Consider the following 17,320-nt stretch of genomic DNA (forward strand, 5'->3'; position numbering starts at 1 on the left):
GTTTGCTTTAACAATATACCGAATAGAGTCTAAACACGAAAACGCACAGAAACTGTTACCGGTTTTTGAGTTTCTTTGCAAACTTAATCACAAACGCGCCCTCAACAGTCACGATATGCGTTATCTACCAATTGATAGCCAACTTTTTGTTCAAAACCGCCAGCGGCTTACGGCCCTACTGAAACCCAAGTCTTTGGTGGTGGTCAATGCGAATGACATTATGCCGACCAATGCAGATGGTACGATGGTTTTTCGCCAAAACAACGACCTTTTCTATCTGACAGGAGTCGATCAGGAGGAAACCCGTCTGGTTCTGTTCCCCGAACATCCGGATCCCAAATTTCGGGAAGTTCTTTTCCTGCGTGAAACAAGCGAACTGATCGAAATATGGGAAGGCCACAAACTAACCAAAGCCGAAGCGGAACAGGTAACGGGCTTACCGCAAAAGCAGGTTTACTGGATGCATCAGTTCGAGCAAATTTTCGGGCAAATGGTCTTCGAAGCCGATCATATCTACCTGAATACCAATGAGCACACCCGCGCAACGGTGGACGTTCAAAGTCGGGATGCCCGGTATATCGCCGAATTTCGGGAACGATACCCACTGCATCAGTTGGAACGGTTGGCCCCCTTGATGCATTATCTTCGGGCCATTAAACAACCGCAGGAAATTCCCCTCATCCAGACAGCCATTGATATTACGGACAAGATGTTTCGGCGGCTTCTGGGTTTCATCAAACCTGGTGTTTGGGAATATGAAATCGAAGCCGAAATGATGCACGAATTTTTGCGTAATCGGTCGCGGGGAGCCGCTTATTCGCCCATTATTGCATCAGGTGCCAATGCCTGTGTGTTACATTATATTGACAACAGCCAGCAGTGTCAGGATGGCGATGTTATTCTGCTCGATATTGGTGCGGAGTATGCTAACTACAACGCCGACATGACCCGCTCAATACCGGTAAATGGCCGGTTTACGGCTCGTCAACGGGCGGTGTATGAGGCCGTACTGCGCGTGATGAAAGAGGCAACGCAAATGCTCAGACCTGGTAATTTGTGGGACGAATACCATCGCGAAGTAGGCAAGGTAATGGAATCCGAATTGATCGGGTTAGGCTTGCTGGACCGAACTGACGTACAGAATCAGGACCCCGATGCCCCTTTATATAAGAAATACTTCATGCACGGCACGTCTCACTTCCTGGGCCTCGATGTGCACGATGTAGGTAACAAATACCGAAAAATGGAACCAGGAATGGTTTTTACCGTAGAACCGGGCATTTACATTCGGGAGGAAAAGCTGGGCATACGCCTTGAAAACAACGTTCTTATAACTGAATCAGGCAACATTGACCTCATGAAGAATATCCCACTCGAAGTCGAGGAGATAGAGGAAATGATGCAATAATGTATAGTAGACGATTGACAACGCATGATCGAGTGTACGTTGTCAATCGTCTACTATACATTACTTTGCTTTCGACTGCTCACGTTCGAGGGCGATATTAAGACTGGAATAAATCCGGCGTATGGCCGTTTCCAGGCGTTCCCAACCCGAATCGGAACGGAGATCAATGTCACCTATATGGTCCCGCTGGGTGCTGGTAAGTACAATATTGGTTACCGCAGCGACCATCAGACTGGTAATTGCCAGTGGATCAAAGTCTGAATAAGGCGCTAATTTGGCGACCATACTTTTATAAGACTGATCCCGGAAATCGGCGAGTCGACGAGCCAGTTCTGTTTCGCCATTTGACATTTCCCAACGAATAAGCTCCTGCGACGACTTACGTGTCCGAAACTCCCGCATGAACTGAATTGTATACTCCGACCAGGCTTTGCTTCGGGCGTCTGGTGCTAAATTATCCGGCACCGAGTCCATAAACTTTTCATTGAACATGGAAAGGAAGAAACCACGGTGCACGTAGGCTTCTAATAAACCGTTCCAGCCACCGAAGTACCTATAGATCAGAACTTTGTTAACTCCAGCTCGGTCTGCAACGGCATTGATGCCTGCTTTTTCAGTGCCTCGTTCGGCCATTACTTCACCCATGGCACGCAAAATTCGTTCCATGGTCATCTGGCGGTTTCTACGCTTGACGACTTTCATACTATTGGTCGTTGTTTTTGTTAAGAGGAAGAATCAATTATTGCTTTCTCAAAGAGAAAAGAAAACCATATAATCAGGGCCACTAATTTACTCTTGACACAAATATGAGTATTAGCACCGACGTTTTCAAACTACAGAATAAGAAAACCAAAAAAACTGATACTTCGGTTTGCTTACTGAGTGACATCCTAATTTGTTAACTAAATTACATATTCTTAAACACAAATGCAATATAGATATACTATTTATATTAAACGGATATAAAATTAGTAGATTTTACTTATTCACTTTTAAGCATTATTATGAAATCAACACACCAGCTAACTTTTTGTAAACAATCGAACAAAAGTGACGAATAATTAGTAAAACTTATCAGAAGCTGTCAATTAATGCTTTATTACAAACAAATAGTATTAAATTTATAATTTAAGCAGTTAACCGATTAATAATTATTCTTCTCCTCAGTATCAATCTATTGCAATATAATCTACTTGTTGAGACGTTTGTTTCCGCAATGATACCAATTACCAGCCTAATCCTAACTGGTTTTTGCCTCCCAAATGAGCCGAAAATTGTTGCTAAAGGTCAACTTTGGAATAACGGTGTTGGTAAACGTAAGAGTAGGCATCTGTTCACACGACTGGCTATGCATAGCGTCGGCCAAAAAATGTTTCGGTATTGAATTAAGCCGTGTGAATTCTAAAACGGCCTTATCTTTGGTCTGTCTATTGCCAACCGTACCGTTTCTCATGAAAGTAGCCGGATTCAGTTTCATCCGAAATGCCATTTTGTTCGACTATCCAATAATTGAGGCTATTACGTCGGTCCTGCCGCTATGCGATGAATTTGTTGTTGCCGTTGGCGACTCAGACGATGATACGCTGGGCTTGATTGAAGCCATTTCGTCGGATAAAATTCGAATTATTCGGACTACCTGGGATGAAGGTGCACGCACTGGAGGGCGGGTTTTAGCGCAGGAAACGGATAAAGCGCTGGCGGCTATCTCGCCGGATGTTGACTGGGCTTTTTATATACAGGGTGATGAAGTACTGCATGAACAATATATTCCTGTCGTTCGCGAAGCCATGCAGAAATACCTGTCCGACCAGCATGTAGAGGGTTTGCTATTTAACTACCTGCACTTCTATGGGTCGTACAGTTATGTGGGCGACTCCCGACAGTGGTATCGTCGGGAAATACGTGTGATCCGGAATACAGGCAATGTAGTGGCCTACAGAGATGCTCAGGGCTTTCGAACCCGCGACAACCAGAAATTAAAGGTTAAATTGATTGACGCTTACATCTACCATTACGGTTGGGTAAAGCCTCCCGAAATGCAAAAGAAACGCCTTCGCTATGCGAATCACTTCTGGAACATAGGCGAAAATATTGCCAGAGCAGATGCCCGTGTCGATGTGTTCGACTATGGCCAGATTGACTCACTAGCCCATTTTACAGACACCCACCCGGCAGTAATGCAGCCCCGTGTCGACCGGCTGAACTGGCCATTCACGTTCGATACCAGCCAAAAGCGCTACACGCCAAGAGTACGTTTTCTGACATTTATCGAGAAGCTAACCGGCTGGCGGATTGGGGAATACAAGAATTATAAATTGTAGAGCCGCAATTTCTTGCGGCTCTACAATTTATACATCACAAATCAATACGGCTTCTTTCAGACTGGTGAGCGGGTCGCGTTTAGGAATAAACTCCTGTGCTACATAGCCTTTAAACCCAGTGTCGACTATGGCCTTCATAATAGCCGGATAATAAAGCTCCTGCGCTTCGTCAATCTCATTCCGGCCGGGATTACCACCCGTGTGATAGTGCCCAATGTACTTGTTGTATTCCCGAATTGTACGGATGATGTCGCCCTCCATGATCTGCATGTGGTAGATATCATACAACAGCTTAAAATTCTCGGAACCAACACGCTTGCAAAGCTCGGCTCCCCAGGCGGTGTGGTCACACATATAATCTTTGTGATCCACTTTGCTGTTGAGCAGTTCCATGATCATCGTAATGCCATGTTTTTCGGCACTTGGCATGAGCCGCTTCAGGCCAACAGCGCAGTTTTCCAGGCCTTCTTCATTGCTCATCCCCCGCCGATTTCCTGAGAAGCAGATAACCGTCGTTAAACCAGCCTCTTTCAACTTTGGGAAAATAGCTTCATAACTAGCAACCAGTTCGTCATGGAATTTTGGATTATTAAATCCATCGCCAATGCCTTTGCCTGCGCCTTGGGGGAGCGCCGAGGTCAGGCCATATTTTTTCAGGGTAGGCCACTCGTCGGGACCTGTCAAATCAATTGACTTGATACCCATCTCTTTAGCGGCTTTGCACAGATCATCAAGTGGTATCTTGCTATAACACCACCGGCAAACGGAGTGATTGATACGGCCCTTTAGCGGAGCCGATTTTTCAGATTGATTCATAGAACTGGCAAAAGAGTCAGACAGCAACGGTAGCGTCAGTGCAGTACCGGTCAGAGTTTTCAGAGCCGTTCGGCGGGAATAAGGTTTCATATAATTTGGAATGACTGAATGATAGAACGATTGACTAGTGAACAGGCAAAGCCGTTCGATCAGTCAGTCATTCCATCCTTCAAAATTACAATTCGCGTATCCGAATGTTGCGATACCAAACCTTATTCCCATGATCCTGCAGGGCAATATGGCCGGTGGCATATTTACCAAAGCCTTCCCACCCCTTGAATTTACTCTCTGCTACCATTTTATCCCACTCAGGGCCGCTGGTTGGGTATTCTGCCGTTTTTTTACCGTTCAGATACTGTTCCGCTTTTCCGTTATTAATAACCAGCCGGGCTTTATTCCATTCACCGGCGGGTTTGGCGGCACCGGGCGTAACAGGTTTTTGTAAATCATAAAGCGAACCCGCCGTACGGTTGCCATCGCGTCCCTGTTTAGCATCTGGATGGCGTTCATTATCAAGAACCTGCATTTCGGGGCCCGTCTGATACGTAGCTTTGTATTTTGGATCTTCATGAACGTGGAAAATGATCCCGCTATTTCCACCTTCCGCAATTTTCCATTCGATCTCCAATTCGAAATTACCATATTCTTTGTCCGTCACCAGGTCGCCAGCCCCACCAGCAGTAAGGTGAATAGCGCCGTCATCAACCGTCCATTTATCAGATACAGGTTGCCCTTCCTTAAGATAAGTATGCCAACCTGTCAAGGTTTTTCCATCAAAAAGAGATTCCCATTTACCTTTCTTTAACAGATAATCAGTGCGGTGGTTGGCTGGCTTAGGATCGTGCGAATTAGTAGAGGCAATGGCAGTACCTGTGTTGAGTGTGATGGTAAGCGCCAGCAAACTAACAGTTGCCGACGAGCGGAACGAAGAAGTAATTGCCGGAAAACGCAGATTGTTCATAGTTGAGAATCGTTAGGATTTTGTCGGGGCAATAGTACTAAAAAAAAACACATTCATAACGTTTGGTAAATATTTCTGCCCTGACTTCATTCGGTGCAATTTTAGCCCCCCTAAATCTGTTGGATTAATGCAACACTGCTCAGCGTTGCCTATTATTGTGTCATTATGGAAGCGACAACCCTAATTCCTGCCGAAAAGCAACGCTATCAGAAACACTTGAACTTACCCGAAATTGGTACGAAAGGCCAGCTTCGGCTCAAAAATGCCCGTGTGCTGGTGGTCGGCGCGGGCGGCCTCGGTTGCCCGGTACTGCTGTACCTGACAGCGGCTGGCGTAGGCAAAATTGGCGTTATTGACCCCGACGTCGTTGACCTAAGCAATTTGCAACGCCAAGTGCTTTATACAACAGACGAAGTGGGCAAACCCAAAGCCAAGGCTGCGATCAATCACCTCAACCGGTTAAACCCCGACCTGACGTTCGATACCTACACAATGGCGCTGGACATCAGTAACGCCCGTGCCATCATTGACGGCTATGACATCGTGGTAGATTGCACCGATAATTTTAAAGTACGCTATCTGGTCAATGACATCTGCGTCACGTTAGGCAAACCCTTTGTGTACGGAGCCATTCATCGCTTTGAAGGCCAGGTAGCGGTGCTGAATGCTGACCTGGGTGATGGCAAACGGGGACCAACTTACCGATGCCTGTTCCCTGAATATCCAAACGAAATTGAGATTCCGAATTGTAATGACACGGGCGTACTGGGCGTATTGCCCGGCGTTATTGGCACGTTCCAGGCCAACGAGGTCATTAAACTTATTACCGGGATTGGCCAGTCATTAAGCGAACAGCTATTAATGGTTGATTTGCTGACGATGAGCCAGCAAAAAATAAAAATCAAACGCCGGGCCGATGCGGAAAAACTAGCGCGTGAAGGACTCGCTTCGGCGGGAACCCGCACAAATCCCGGCGCATCGGGACCTCAGAAACTATCTGTTCAGGAACTAGCCAACCGAATTGCCACGGGTGAGGAGCTGTTCCTGCTGGATGTCCGTGAACGGCCCGAGTATGAGCTTTGTCACCTGGAGGGAGCAGTTCTGATTCCGGTGGGTATGATTCCCAATAACCGAAAGCGAATTCCCACCGACCGACCCGTTATTGTGTATTGTCATCACGGCATTCGTTCAGCCAACGTTGCCCAATACCTGTATGCCCAGGATGGCCTGACGAACCTGTATAATCTGGATGGTGGCATCAACGCCTGGGCCAGGGACATCGAGCCAGAAATGGCCGTCTATTAAGCGGTCCAATCTCTTTTACTACGCGGGCCAATGCCAGATCCTGATGGTCAAGGCATTGGCTCGCTTGCTGTCTGGCACTTCCTCAAGCCGGAACCAACCCCTTCCAGTGGCTGTTTTGGGAGCAATTGGCGAGGAGGCTATCAGGCCACTCCCGTATGGCATTATCCCATTCCCATGTTTATTACCCTATTAAAATCGAAACTGCATCGCGTTAAAGTCACCCAGGCCGAACTGAATTATGTGGGTAGCATCACTATCGACGAAGACCTGATGGATGCCGCCAACTTACGCGAAAATGAGCAAGTACACATTGTCAATAACAATAACGGCGAACGGCTGATCACCTACGTTATAAAAGGCGAGCGGGGCTCCGGTATCATTTGCCTCAATGGGGCGGCTGCCCGCAAAGCACAGGTAGGAGATATTGTCATTATCATTGCCTATACTATGATGACTGATGAGGAAGCCAGGACATACAAGCCAACCGTCGTTTTCCCGGATGAAAACAACCGACTGGTGAACGGCTAATCCTTTTGCTAAGCATTCCTATTGGTTTCCATGAAACTCCGTTACTTTGTGGCGGAGTTTTCTATTACGTGTTAGTGGCAGAAAAGATCTTATCACGGCTTACGACGCATACTACGGCTATATGAACATCAAAAACATACTTAAGTACCTTATTTCGCTGGCTTTTGCCGGAGGGTTGCTCTGGTTTACATTCAAGCAAAGTCACCTCGACGCAGCCGACTTGTGGCAAAAAATAAGCGGAGCCGATTATAGATGGGTTCTGGTATCGGCGTTGATGACCATTGTTGCGCACTGGAGCCGGGCCGAACGCTGGCGAATTTTGCTGGAGCCAGTGGTCGCGCAACGTACCAACTCGCTTGATACAACAGCCAGCGTCCTGACGGGCTATCTGGCTAATCTGGCCCTCCCCCGCGCGGGTGAAGTCGCCCGCTGCGGAACCTTATATCGCCTGTCGGGCGTGCCGGTAAACGTTAGTTTTGGGACGGTCGTGGCCGAACGTTTATTCGATCTGCTCATGCTTATTCTGTTGTTGGGCGCTACGTTTATACTTGAGTTTGATCGACTGAGCCAGTTTTTCATGGAGTTTCTGGGCGGCAAACTGCCCAAAGGTTCCAGTGGTTCGGGTATACTTTTACTGGCCGGAGCCGTCCTGATTGGGCTGGCGCTGTTGAGCTGGTTCTTGTTTAACCGTTACCGCGACGCGCTGGGTCGCCATCCTTTGTACCAGAAAGTGAGTGCCTTTGCCAAGGGGCTTCTCGAAGGTTTACTGAGCGTTCGGAAGCTACGGCGGCCGGGGGCATTTGTGTTCCATACGCTGCTCATCTGGACCATGTATTACCTGATGTCTTTTTGCCTGTTCTTCGCCATGCCCGCTACGGCCAAGCTTGGTCCGCTGGCAGGTCTGACCATTCTGGTAGTTGGCTCGCTGGGCATGGCTGCTCCAACGCCGGGCGGCATTGGCTCATTTCACCTACTGGTTGGCCAGGTCGCGCTGCTTTATGGCCTGACCAGTCAGGACGGACAGGTGCTAGCTACCTTCATTCACGGCGTCTCAACAATCATGATTATCATTTTGGGCATTATTGCGCTATTGGTCGTCCTGTTCCGGGGGAACAAAACAACCGATGCCGTCGATGTGCTGGACGACCCTAAAGCTTTAAAACTGGAGCCTTAACGCAATCATCTCCTTATGACCGAATCAAAGATACTTACCCGCGAGCAGGCTATTGAACAAGCCAAAATATGGCGATCCGAAGGCCAGCAAATCGTTTTCACTAATGGCTGTTTCGACATCGTTCATTTAGGGCATATCGACTACCTCGAAAAAGCCCGTAGCCTGGGTAACAAGCTAATTTTAGGCCTCAACACCGATGCATCCGTCAGTTGCATAAAAGGACCGCTGCGCCCCGTCGTAAATGAGTATGCCCGTGCCCGGCTCATGGCTGCACTGGCTTTTGTCGACGCGGTTACCCTCTTTGGCGAACCCACTCCGCTCGAACTCATTGAGGCCGTGCAACCCGATGTACTGGTGAAAGGAGATGACTATACGGTGGCAACTATCGTTGGGGCTGATTTTGTCCTGGCACGCGGAGGCCGCGTTGAAACGGTTGCACTTGTACCCGGCTACTCGACTACCAAACTCATTGAGCGAATCAAAGCCAGTTATTGATTAGCAGATATTTGAATCATAGCCCCGTGCCACAGTTCTACCCCCAGACCTGGATCTATTGCCCTGTTAAATGGCAGCCTGGCCGGATAAATGGTTAGACCAGCGGGATACTTTTTAGGGCTAACTATTGTTTTATTACAAACAAGCCAACAATCCGGCTGTTGTATTGAACCACAAACCTGACTAATTGACGATGATTTCACCCTGGTTAATTATGATTCTTATCTTCGGCCTCAGCGCATTCGTGAGCTGGCGGTTACGAAGTAAATTTAACGAATACGCTCAAATTGGCCTGAGTAACGGCCTGAGCGGTGCCGAAGTGGCGCAAAAGATGCTGAACGAAAATGGCATTTATGATGTGCGCGTCGTATCGGTTGAGGGTATGCTCACCGACCACTACAATCCGGAAGATAAAACCGTTAACCTCAGCGCCGACGTTTATTACGGACGTAGCGTAGCTTCTGCCGCCATTGCCGCCCACGAATGTGGTCACGCCGTGCAGCACAAAGTAGCCTATGCCCCACTGAAGCTTCGTTCGGCCATGGTGCCCGTTTTGTCGGTCTCCTCACGTTATTTACAGTGGGTATTGCTGGCGGGTATCTTATTGCTGCAAACCACTCCGCTGCCACTCGCGGTTGGTGTTGGTCTGTTTGCATTAACTACCCTCTTTAGCTTTGTAACGCTACCCGTTGAGTTTGACGCCAGTCGCCGAGCACTCGCCTGGATTCAGGAGCGCGGAGTCGTTAATCAACGTGAATATGGCTTTGCGAAAGACGCCCTCTGGTGGGCAGCAATGACGTATGTTGCCGCAGCATTGGGGTCGCTGGCCACACTCTTGTATTATGCCAGCATCCTGATGGGCGGTCGTCGGAGCAACTAATACGTGTCAGGCAGAAATCGGCCTGCATGATAACAAAAAGCCGTGTCAGCAATGACACGGCTTTTTGCGTAAGTGGCAATCAACGTTTATCAGGCCAGCCGTAAGCTGGAAAGCAGCGATACAACATAACCGGATTCGACCATCTCGGGCGTTGGAGACGAGCGATCAATGAGCATCCCGGCCACGGCTACGGCAAAGGCAATGAGCACCGCAGGCCAGAAGCCCACAATGGTAAAGCTATCCATGAACTTGTCGATTACTTTAAGCAGCAACGCCGTCACGAGAATCCGGACAATACCCGTCAACAGAAAGAAGGTGACTAAATTAAGCGGAAATCGAATAACCCAACCGACAAAGAAGTTGAGGAGTCCAAGCAGAAGAGCAATCAGCACGGCTGTTCCGAAGTTCTTTACGTCAATCTGGGGCATCAGGTAAGCCAGTCCGAAAATAACGGCGGCATCGAGCAGTAAATGTAGGATGAGATTCATACTCAGGATGTAATTGGTTCCTTTGAACAACTGTTTTGCGTCACGATGGTTTACTACCTATACTTAAGTCCATTCGCCATGCACCGTATTCCGGTTTTATTTTTCGCGCTGCTTTTCGTCTGTTGTCGAGGGGCTTCTCAACAACAGCCTACCACCTCGTTACCCACCGATTCAACAACCGTCTATCGCATGGGAAGTGCCAGCCGCGACGGAATCGGCAAATTTTATCAGGGCCGCGAAATTGCTCAGGTCATGGGTCACCTGGGCGCATCCTGGCTCGAACGTCCGGAACGGGAACAGGAAGAGCGCACGGACTTGTTATTAAAAGCCTTATCCTTAAAGCCAACCGATGTTGTTGCCGACATTGGGGCAGGAACCGGTTTTTTTACCTTTCTAATGGCCCCTAAACTAACCCAGGGCAAGGTATTGGCCGTTGATATTCAACCCGAAATGATCGAGTACCTGAATGCGGGAAAAGCCAAACGCAAGGTTACCAATGTGCAACCGGTACTGGGTACAGAGTCGGACCCTAAACTGTCGGCCAGCAGCATTGACATGGCGATTCTGATTGACGCCTACCATGAATTTTCGTACCCGCGCGAAATGATGGCCCATATTGCATCAGCCTTAAAACCGGGCGGGCGCATTGTTCTGGTCGAATACCGGGCCGAGGACCCAAACGTCCCCATCAAAGAACTTCACAAACTGAGCGTCAAGCAGGCAAGTACAGAGATGAAAGCTATCGGATTGAAACTCTTGAAAAACGATGACCGATTACCGCAACAGCACATTATGTTTTTTGGAAAGTAACACGGCCAAATCTATCCTCTCAATGAATTCTCCTGCTTCGCCAATTTACTCTCTCTGAACCCGTACGAAAAATAAATAGCCAGGCCAATAACCAGCCAGATACCAAAAATCTGCCAGTTGCTTGCTCCCAGCTCCGTCATTAAATATAAATTAGTCAGCACGCCAATGACTGGTAGCAGTGAGAAATTGTAGCGGAAGCCTTGTATGGCCAACACCGCCCATACACCCCAGAAAACGACCAATAAGGGCTTACTTTCCAGCGTTTGCAGGGGCGCATCTTTTGTTAGGGCATAAGCCAGAACGGCCAGTAAGACAGCACCAATGATGTACTTGCCATTAATATATGGAACCTTAAATTTCGATTGGGCCGTAAGTCCTTTGGCATCCAGAAATAGAATACCGGCGCAGACAAGAATAAAGGCGAAGAACGTTCCGACACTGGTGAGATCGACGAAAAACTTGAGGTCCATAAATAACGAAGGAACGGCAACCAGAAAACCCGTAACAATGGTCGCAAAGGACGGCGTTTTGTATTTAGGGTGAATCCGGGAAAAACGTTTCCAGAGCAAGCCATCGCGGCTCATGGTCATCCAGATACGGGGCTGCCCGAGCTGATACACCAGTAATGCACTCGTGATGGCGACAACCGCGCTTACCGATATCACACCTGCGACAAAATCAAGGTTCACTTTCTGGAACACATACGCCAGCGGATCACTCACGCCCAGCTCTTTATAGTTAACCATACCCGTCAAGACCAGCGTAATCAGTACGTAAAGAACCGTGCAGATGCCTAGACAATAGAGCATAGCACGCGGCAGATCGCGTTGGGGGTTTTTACACTCTTCGGCCGTGGTCGAAATGGAGTCGAAGCCAATAAAGGCAAAAAACACAGACGCCACCCCGCTCAGTACACCTGATACACCGTTGGGGGCAAACGGCGACCAGTTCGCCGGTTTTACATAAAACGCGCCTACGCCAATGACCAGACCAATAACCGCCAGTTTGAGCACTACCAGTATATTACTTGCCGTGCGCGACTCCTTAATGCCGATATACACAAGGGCCGTAATCAAAACGGTGATCGCACCAGCGGGCAGGTTGGCAATCAGGTGCATGTTGCCCACAACGGGTGCATTCGCATAGGCATCGGCCAGTACCCGCGTATTTTCCGGGATGGTAGTTAGCGCCGTACCGGCCTGTTTCGCCTGTTGCACCAACTCGAACGCACGCGATGCCGAACCGTAGTCGGTCGCAAAATATTTTGGGAAGGTAATGCCAAATCCACTCAGCATGGATGTGAAATATTCTGACCATGAAATAGCAACGACCATGTTGCTGACGGCATATTCGAGGATGAGTGCCCAGCCAATGATCCACGCAAAAATTTCCCCAAAGGCCACATAAGCATACGTATAGGCACTACCACTAACGGGAACCGTGCTGGCAAACTGTGCGTAACTCAATGCTGTAAACACACAGGCAATAGCCGTGAAAACAAACAGGAGCGATACGGCAGGCCCCCCATTATAACTGGCCAGCCCAATGGTGCTGAAAATACCGGCCCCTATGATAGCTGCAATGCCAAATGACGTTAAATCGCGGACACCCAACGTCTTTACCAGTTTACTTGACTCACCTTCGGCGGCATCACTCAGGATTTGGGTTACGGTCTTTTTGCGTAAAAGGGACATAGGCTAGTGAAAGAAAACGATGTCTATTGATGTTAAACCGATAAAAATAGAAATTCTTTCCGGTTTTTTGTAGGTTAGAGTCAGATAGCGCACATGCCAATACAGCATTATTCGTCGTTTATCATCTACCAGTCAACGTCAACATGTCTATCCGAGTCCAGAATCTCACGAAAGAGTACAACCGTCAGCGAGCTGTCGATCAAATTTCACTAACCGTACAGCCGGGCGAAATCGTCGGGTTTCTGGGACCTAACGGAGCGGGGAAGTCCACAACGATGAAGATAGCAACGGGCTACCTCTCCCCTACCGACGGAACAGTGGAAGTAAATGGGTTCGACGTTCGGACACACCCTATGGATGTACGCCGGAGCGTTGGCTACTTGCCCGAGCATAATCCGCTTTATCTGGATCTGTACGTAAGGGAGTACCTTCAGTTTGCCGGATCACTGCATGGTATGCGTGGCTCCGACCTAAGCCGACGTATTGTTGAAATAATCGAACGGGTGGGCCTGGAAAGAGAGCAACACAAGCGCATTGGGCAACTGTCAAAAGGGTATCGGCAACGGGTTGGCCTGGCGCAGGCACTGCTGCATAATCCACCTGTGCTGATCCTGGATGAGCCAACAACGGGGCTCGACCCGAATCAGTTAGCTGAAATCCGGCAAGTCATCCGCAACGCGGGTCGCGACAAAACCGTCCTGTTTTCGACCCACATCATGCAGGAAGTCGAAGCCATTTGCGATCGGGTCATTATCATCAATCGGGGGAAAATTGTAGTCGATCAGCCGTTGAACCAACTCCGGAGCGCGTCGGCGGGGGAAAGCCTTGTCGTTGTCGCCGAGTTTGAGAGTGATCTGGTCAACCCAGCCCTACTGGACTCGTTGCCGGGCGTTGAGCGGGTCGAGCCCATGGAACAAGGCCAATATCGAATTACGGCCTCATCAAAAACTGACCTGCGGGGTGCTATATTTCGGCTTGCTGCCGATCAGAACCTGACATTGGTTGGGCTTCGTCAGCAGGAAAACTCACTGGAAGGGATTTTCAAAGAATTAACAAAGTAACGCGAACAGAATGTCCACGTTACTTGCGCGTTACCTATTTAACTGTAGCCATCAGCGGATATTGGTCGAATATAGATCGAACGATGCCTTTGAAGTAGTTATTCTTGAAGTTCTGATTTCGCATCATTTTGGATGCATAGCCTTTCCAGATGACTTGATAAGATTCCGCGTCGATGAGCGAAATCATTAATGTGCCTTCATCCAGGTTATAATCAATGCGTTTATAGGTAGCATCGTCGTCTTCGCGGACAACCCAGTCTTTAATGACAGGCTGTTGGTAGCCCCGGAAGCGCAGATCAGACCGAAAAATATTATAGGAGATCAATAGGTTTGGATTGCGATTACTCACCCGATACCCGCGAGCCTCCATTTGATGCCGAATTGCATCCTGAATATCGGAACAGAGAAGGGTGGAATCAACGAATTCGCATTCCAGGAAATTAAACGATTCGTAATTTTTAAAGTGGCCCTCGTAGCTATAGTCATGCTCTACAAACAACCTACTCGGCGAGCAGCCCGCCATAACGACAACAGCCAATGTAAACAGAATTCCGATGCACTTTTTCATACTACCGTTTGTAAAGAGTTTTCAATAGATAATGAGTATTAAATAGATTGTAGTGATAATATTTTTGTCAAACCCAAATATAATCGTAATTGTTTCTTAAACAATACAGTACGCCAACTTTCCACTACTTATTTAGGCCTCGGTAAAACTCCAGACCTTTGCGCATTTCGGAGGCCGTAACGGGTATATCGAAGGCACAACTTCCGGGTCCATCAAGCAAAGACATTCGAACTTCGCGTCCCCGGTTTTTCTTATCCTGCAAGGTCAATGCTAAAATGGGCTCGATGTCCTCGTCTACCAAGCGCACATTTCCATATACGGAAAATACGTATTCTTCGATTTGTGTAAGCAACGATTGGTCGATCATCTTTTTATGACAGGCAATGAAGGCTTCGGCAACCATCCCAACGGCAATCGCTTCCCCATGCAAAAGGCGCTTCCGGGGCTGCATCAGGTAGTGCGTTTCTACGGCATGGCCCAGCGTATGACCAAAGTTGAGAATCTTACGAAGGCCTTTCTCGGTAGGATCCTGCGCCACGACCCGCTGCTTTACCGCTACTGAATGCGCAACCAAAGTAGTCCAATCCTGCTCATCGAGATCACGACGGCGTATTTCGTCCCACATAGCGGCATCGGCAATGAGACAATGTTTGATGATCTCGGCAAATCCTGACCGGAGTTCGCGCTCAGGCAGCGTCGTCAGAAAGGTCGTGTCGATTAGCACAGCGTTGGGCTGCTGAAACACGCCGATGTGGTTTTTAAAGCCACGGAAGTCGATGCCGAGTTTACCCCCGACGCTGGCATCGACCTGAGAAAGTAAGGTAGTAGGCATCTGGGCAAAGGCAATTCCGCGCTTGTAAGTAGCCGCGCAGAACCCGCCCATATCGCCAATGACTCCACCACCGAGGTTAAGCACCAGCGAGTGGCGATCAAAGTTGGCCCGTGTCAGGGCATCCCAGATCATTTCGCAGGTAGCGATGTGCTTCTGTTCTTCGCCCGACTTGATCCGAACCAGCGTGTGTTTAGGTAGCAACGCCTTTAAATCGGGGTAACAGAAACGGAATGTGTGGTTGTCGGCAATAACGGCAATGGCCGAAAAATCGTAGGAATCAAGGAAAGCAGGTAAGCTTTCGGCAAGTGGGGCAATCGTTACGGTTGACATGCCGTAAAAGTACATCGGGCAACGATTGGTCGGAAGGCCATCCGGCTTATTTTTTCCAAACCGATCACAAGCTCGTTAAAAAATGATAAAATCCACGCCGACTGTACGTATTCAATCGCTGGCCATCAATGACATCTGTTGTTTTTCCATCAGGCAAACTTATCTTTACCTGACACCTTATTCCTATCTTCTTTTCCTACACTTTATGAAGGTTCGCTACCGCGTTCTTGCGGGCTTATTTCTCCTTTCGACCATAACCTACCTCGACCGCGTTTGCATGAACGTGGTTAGTAAATACGTAAAAGCTGACCTTCATCTGGATAACGAGCAGTTTGGCTGGATACTCGGTGCGTTCTCACTGGCCTATGCGCTTTTTGAAATTCCAACGGGCTCCCTCGGCGACAAAATTGGTCCCCGACGCGTGCTGACGCGGGTCGTGCTGTGGTGGTCTGGCTTTACGATGTTGACAGGCACGGCCTTCAATTTTATCTACTTGCTGGTGGTCCGGTTCCTGTTTGGTGCCGGAGAAGCGGGCGCTTATCCCAACTCCTCCATCGTTATTGCGCGGTGGTTTCCGGCGGTTGAAGTGGGTCGGGCCCAATCGGTGATCTGGGCTGCCGGACGGCTGGGCGGGGCGTTGACACCGTTGCTGGTTATTCCACTGGTGCATTGGGCTGGCTGGCGCTGGGCCTTTGCGGCATTGGGTTTGCTGGGTGTTGCCTGGGCCATTGGGTGGTTTATTTGGTTCCGCGACGAGCCCGCAGCTCAGGAAAGTATCAGCCTTGAAGAAGTTCGGGAGATTGAACGGGGCCGTAAAATCAAATCGTCCGACCACCTGATTCCCTGGAAAACCATCATCCGTAATCCCGATTTATGGGCGCTCATGCTCATGTGCCATCTGTTCTTTTACGGCTCCTACTTTTTCACGAACTGGTCGTCGGTCTACTTTCAGGAAGGTCGTGGCATGAGCGAAGATCAAACGAAAAACTTTATCTCCCTTTCCTATTTCCTGGGCGCGGTTGGCTGTCTGGTTGGCGGTGTCCTGAGCGACGCCCTAACCAAACGATACGGGCTGAAAATAGGCCGTCGGGCGGTGGGCGTCGGTGGACTGGGCTTATCGAGCTTATTTTTTCTGTTGGCCGGTATCACCACCGATAATCAGACGGCGGGTTATTTTCTGGCCATGTGCGTGCTAGCGAAAGATCTGGCCTTACCTGTTGCGTTTGCAGTCTGTGTAGATATTGGCCAGCGCAACGCCGGTTCTGTAACAGGAGCCATGAATTTTGCCGGGCAACTCGGTGGTTTTTTCATTACTATCCTCTTCGGCATCATCGTCAAACACACGAATAATTTCAGTTACCCTCTGTTTATGATTGCGGGTTGCTTACTGGTCAGCGCCTTACTCTGGTTCCGTATTGACCCGACTAAACCCGTGACGATCAAGGTGTGACGGGTAGTCGATATAAAGAGGTTATTGAATCATACCATCTGAATAAGGAATTATATCATTTTTGATTAGTTAACCTAACGTCAGTGGTTGTTGCAAAAATCGGTCAGTCGCTTAGCGAACCGTCCTGAAGGCTGTATTAGAGCCAGTAGTTACTCGGCTTTTAGCCGAGTAACTACAAAAACAAGCAGTACTGAGACTT

General features: G+C 48.7%; 17 protein-coding genes. 10 read left to right on the forward strand and 7 right to left on the reverse strand.

Annotated features, from left to right (window positions below; translation table 11 throughout):
• Nucleotides 1-115: 115 nt before the first annotated feature.
• The gene (locus tag SD10_RS19340) at nt 116-1,408 is read left to right on the forward strand and encodes an aminopeptidase P family protein (RefSeq protein ID WP_046576002.1); all 1,293 of its coding nucleotides are present in this window, start codon (nt 116-118) and stop codon (nt 1,406-1,408) included.
• A gap of 60 nt (nt 1,409-1,468) precedes the next feature.
• On the opposite strand, the gene SD10_RS19345 is transcribed toward SD10_RS19340, so the two are convergent.
• On the reverse strand, nt 1,469-2,080 hold the full coding sequence (locus SD10_RS19345) for a TetR/AcrR family transcriptional regulator (protein WP_046579813.1): 612 nt from the start codon (nt 2,078-2,080) through the stop codon (nt 1,469-1,471).
• A 779-nt stretch (nt 2,081-2,859) separates the two neighbouring features.
• Between SD10_RS19345 and SD10_RS19355 the strand changes: the two genes are divergently transcribed.
• Complete coding sequence (locus SD10_RS19355; RefSeq protein ID WP_046576005.1) at nt 2,860-3,729, forward strand: glycosyltransferase family protein; 870 nt, start codon at nt 2,860-2,862, stop codon at nt 3,727-3,729.
• Between the two features lie 27 nt (nt 3,730-3,756).
• Here the strand turns inward: SD10_RS19355 and SD10_RS19360 are convergent, their stop codons facing one another.
• Entirely contained in the window at nt 3,757-4,635 is an 879-nt protein-coding gene (locus SD10_RS19360) for a hydroxypyruvate isomerase family protein (protein WP_046576007.1), read from the reverse strand.
• Between the two features lie 85 nt (nt 4,636-4,720).
• Entirely contained in the window at nt 4,721-5,506 is a 786-nt protein-coding gene (locus SD10_RS19365; protein WP_046576009.1) for a 3-keto-disaccharide hydrolase, read from the reverse strand.
• A 165-nt stretch (nt 5,507-5,671) separates the two neighbouring features.
• Between SD10_RS19365 and moeB the strand changes: the two genes are divergently transcribed.
• From moeB to SD10_RS19390, 5 genes are all read left to right on the forward strand, one after another.
• Complete coding sequence (gene moeB, locus SD10_RS19370; RefSeq protein WP_046576011.1) at nt 5,672-6,811, forward strand: molybdopterin-synthase adenylyltransferase MoeB; 1,140 nt, start codon at nt 5,672-5,674, stop codon at nt 6,809-6,811.
• Nucleotides 6,812-6,985: 174 nt separating this feature from the next.
• Entirely contained in the window at nt 6,986-7,339 is a 354-nt protein-coding gene (panD, locus tag SD10_RS19375) for an aspartate 1-decarboxylase (protein ID WP_046579815.1), read from the forward strand.
• 121 nt (nt 7,340-7,460) lie between these two features.
• Nucleotides 7,461-8,513, forward strand: coding sequence for a lysylphosphatidylglycerol synthase transmembrane domain-containing protein (locus SD10_RS19380; RefSeq protein WP_046576012.1), 1,053 nt, complete (start codon nt 7,461-7,463; stop codon nt 8,511-8,513).
• Nucleotides 8,514-8,528: 15 nt separating this feature from the next.
• Nucleotides 8,529-9,008 (forward strand): D-glycero-beta-D-manno-heptose 1-phosphate adenylyltransferase, encoded by a 480-nt coding sequence (gene rfaE2, locus SD10_RS19385; protein ID WP_046576014.1) that lies wholly within the window; start codon nt 8,529-8,531, stop codon nt 9,006-9,008.
• 214 nt (nt 9,009-9,222) lie between these two features.
• Nucleotides 9,223-9,888 (forward strand): zinc metallopeptidase, encoded by a 666-nt coding sequence (locus SD10_RS19390; RefSeq protein ID WP_046579817.1) that lies wholly within the window; start codon nt 9,223-9,225, stop codon nt 9,886-9,888.
• A gap of 89 nt (nt 9,889-9,977) precedes the next feature.
• Here the strand turns inward: SD10_RS19390 and SD10_RS19395 are convergent, their stop codons facing one another.
• Nucleotides 9,978-10,376, reverse strand: a complete 399-nt coding sequence (locus SD10_RS19395) for a phage holin family protein (protein WP_046579818.1) — start codon at nt 10,374-10,376, stop codon at nt 9,978-9,980.
• 78 nt (nt 10,377-10,454) lie between these two features.
• On the opposite strand from SD10_RS19395, the gene SD10_RS19400 reads away from it, so the two are divergent.
• Nucleotides 10,455-11,186 (forward strand): class I SAM-dependent methyltransferase, encoded by a 732-nt coding sequence (locus SD10_RS19400; protein ID WP_052731352.1) that lies wholly within the window; start codon nt 10,455-10,457, stop codon nt 11,184-11,186.
• An 11-nt stretch (nt 11,187-11,197) separates the two neighbouring features.
• Here SD10_RS19400 and SD10_RS19405 read toward each other — a convergent pair whose 3' ends face one another.
• Entirely contained in the window at nt 11,198-12,880 is a 1,683-nt protein-coding gene (locus SD10_RS19405; protein ID WP_046576017.1) for an amino acid permease, read from the reverse strand.
• Between the two features lie 143 nt (nt 12,881-13,023).
• Here SD10_RS19405 and gldA point away from each other — a divergent pair, with 143 nt between their 5' ends.
• Nucleotides 13,024-13,941, forward strand: coding sequence for a gliding motility-associated ABC transporter ATP-binding subunit GldA (gldA, locus tag SD10_RS19410; protein ID WP_046576019.1), 918 nt, complete (start codon nt 13,024-13,026; stop codon nt 13,939-13,941).
• Nucleotides 13,942-13,975: 34 nt separating this feature from the next.
• On the opposite strand, the gene SD10_RS19415 is transcribed toward gldA, so the two are convergent.
• Both SD10_RS19415 and aroB read right to left on the reverse strand, forming a co-directional pair.
• Nucleotides 13,976-14,509, reverse strand: coding sequence for a DUF4136 domain-containing protein (locus SD10_RS19415; protein ID WP_046576021.1), 534 nt, complete (start codon nt 14,507-14,509; stop codon nt 13,976-13,978).
• Between the two features lie 124 nt (nt 14,510-14,633).
• Nucleotides 14,634-15,671, reverse strand: a complete 1,038-nt coding sequence (aroB, locus tag SD10_RS19420) for a 3-dehydroquinate synthase (RefSeq protein ID WP_046579822.1) — start codon at nt 15,669-15,671, stop codon at nt 14,634-14,636.
• A 205-nt stretch (nt 15,672-15,876) separates the two neighbouring features.
• Here aroB and SD10_RS19425 point away from each other — a divergent pair, with 205 nt between their 5' ends.
• On the forward strand, nt 15,877-17,121 hold the full coding sequence (locus SD10_RS19425) for an MFS transporter (RefSeq protein WP_046579824.1): 1,245 nt from the start codon (nt 15,877-15,879) through the stop codon (nt 17,119-17,121).
• Nucleotides 17,122-17,320: the final 199 nt, after the last annotated feature.

It is taken from the genome of Spirosoma radiotolerans, assembly GCF_000974425.1.
Lineage (GTDB): Bacteria > Bacteroidota > Bacteroidia > Cytophagales > Spirosomataceae > Spirosoma > Spirosoma radiotolerans.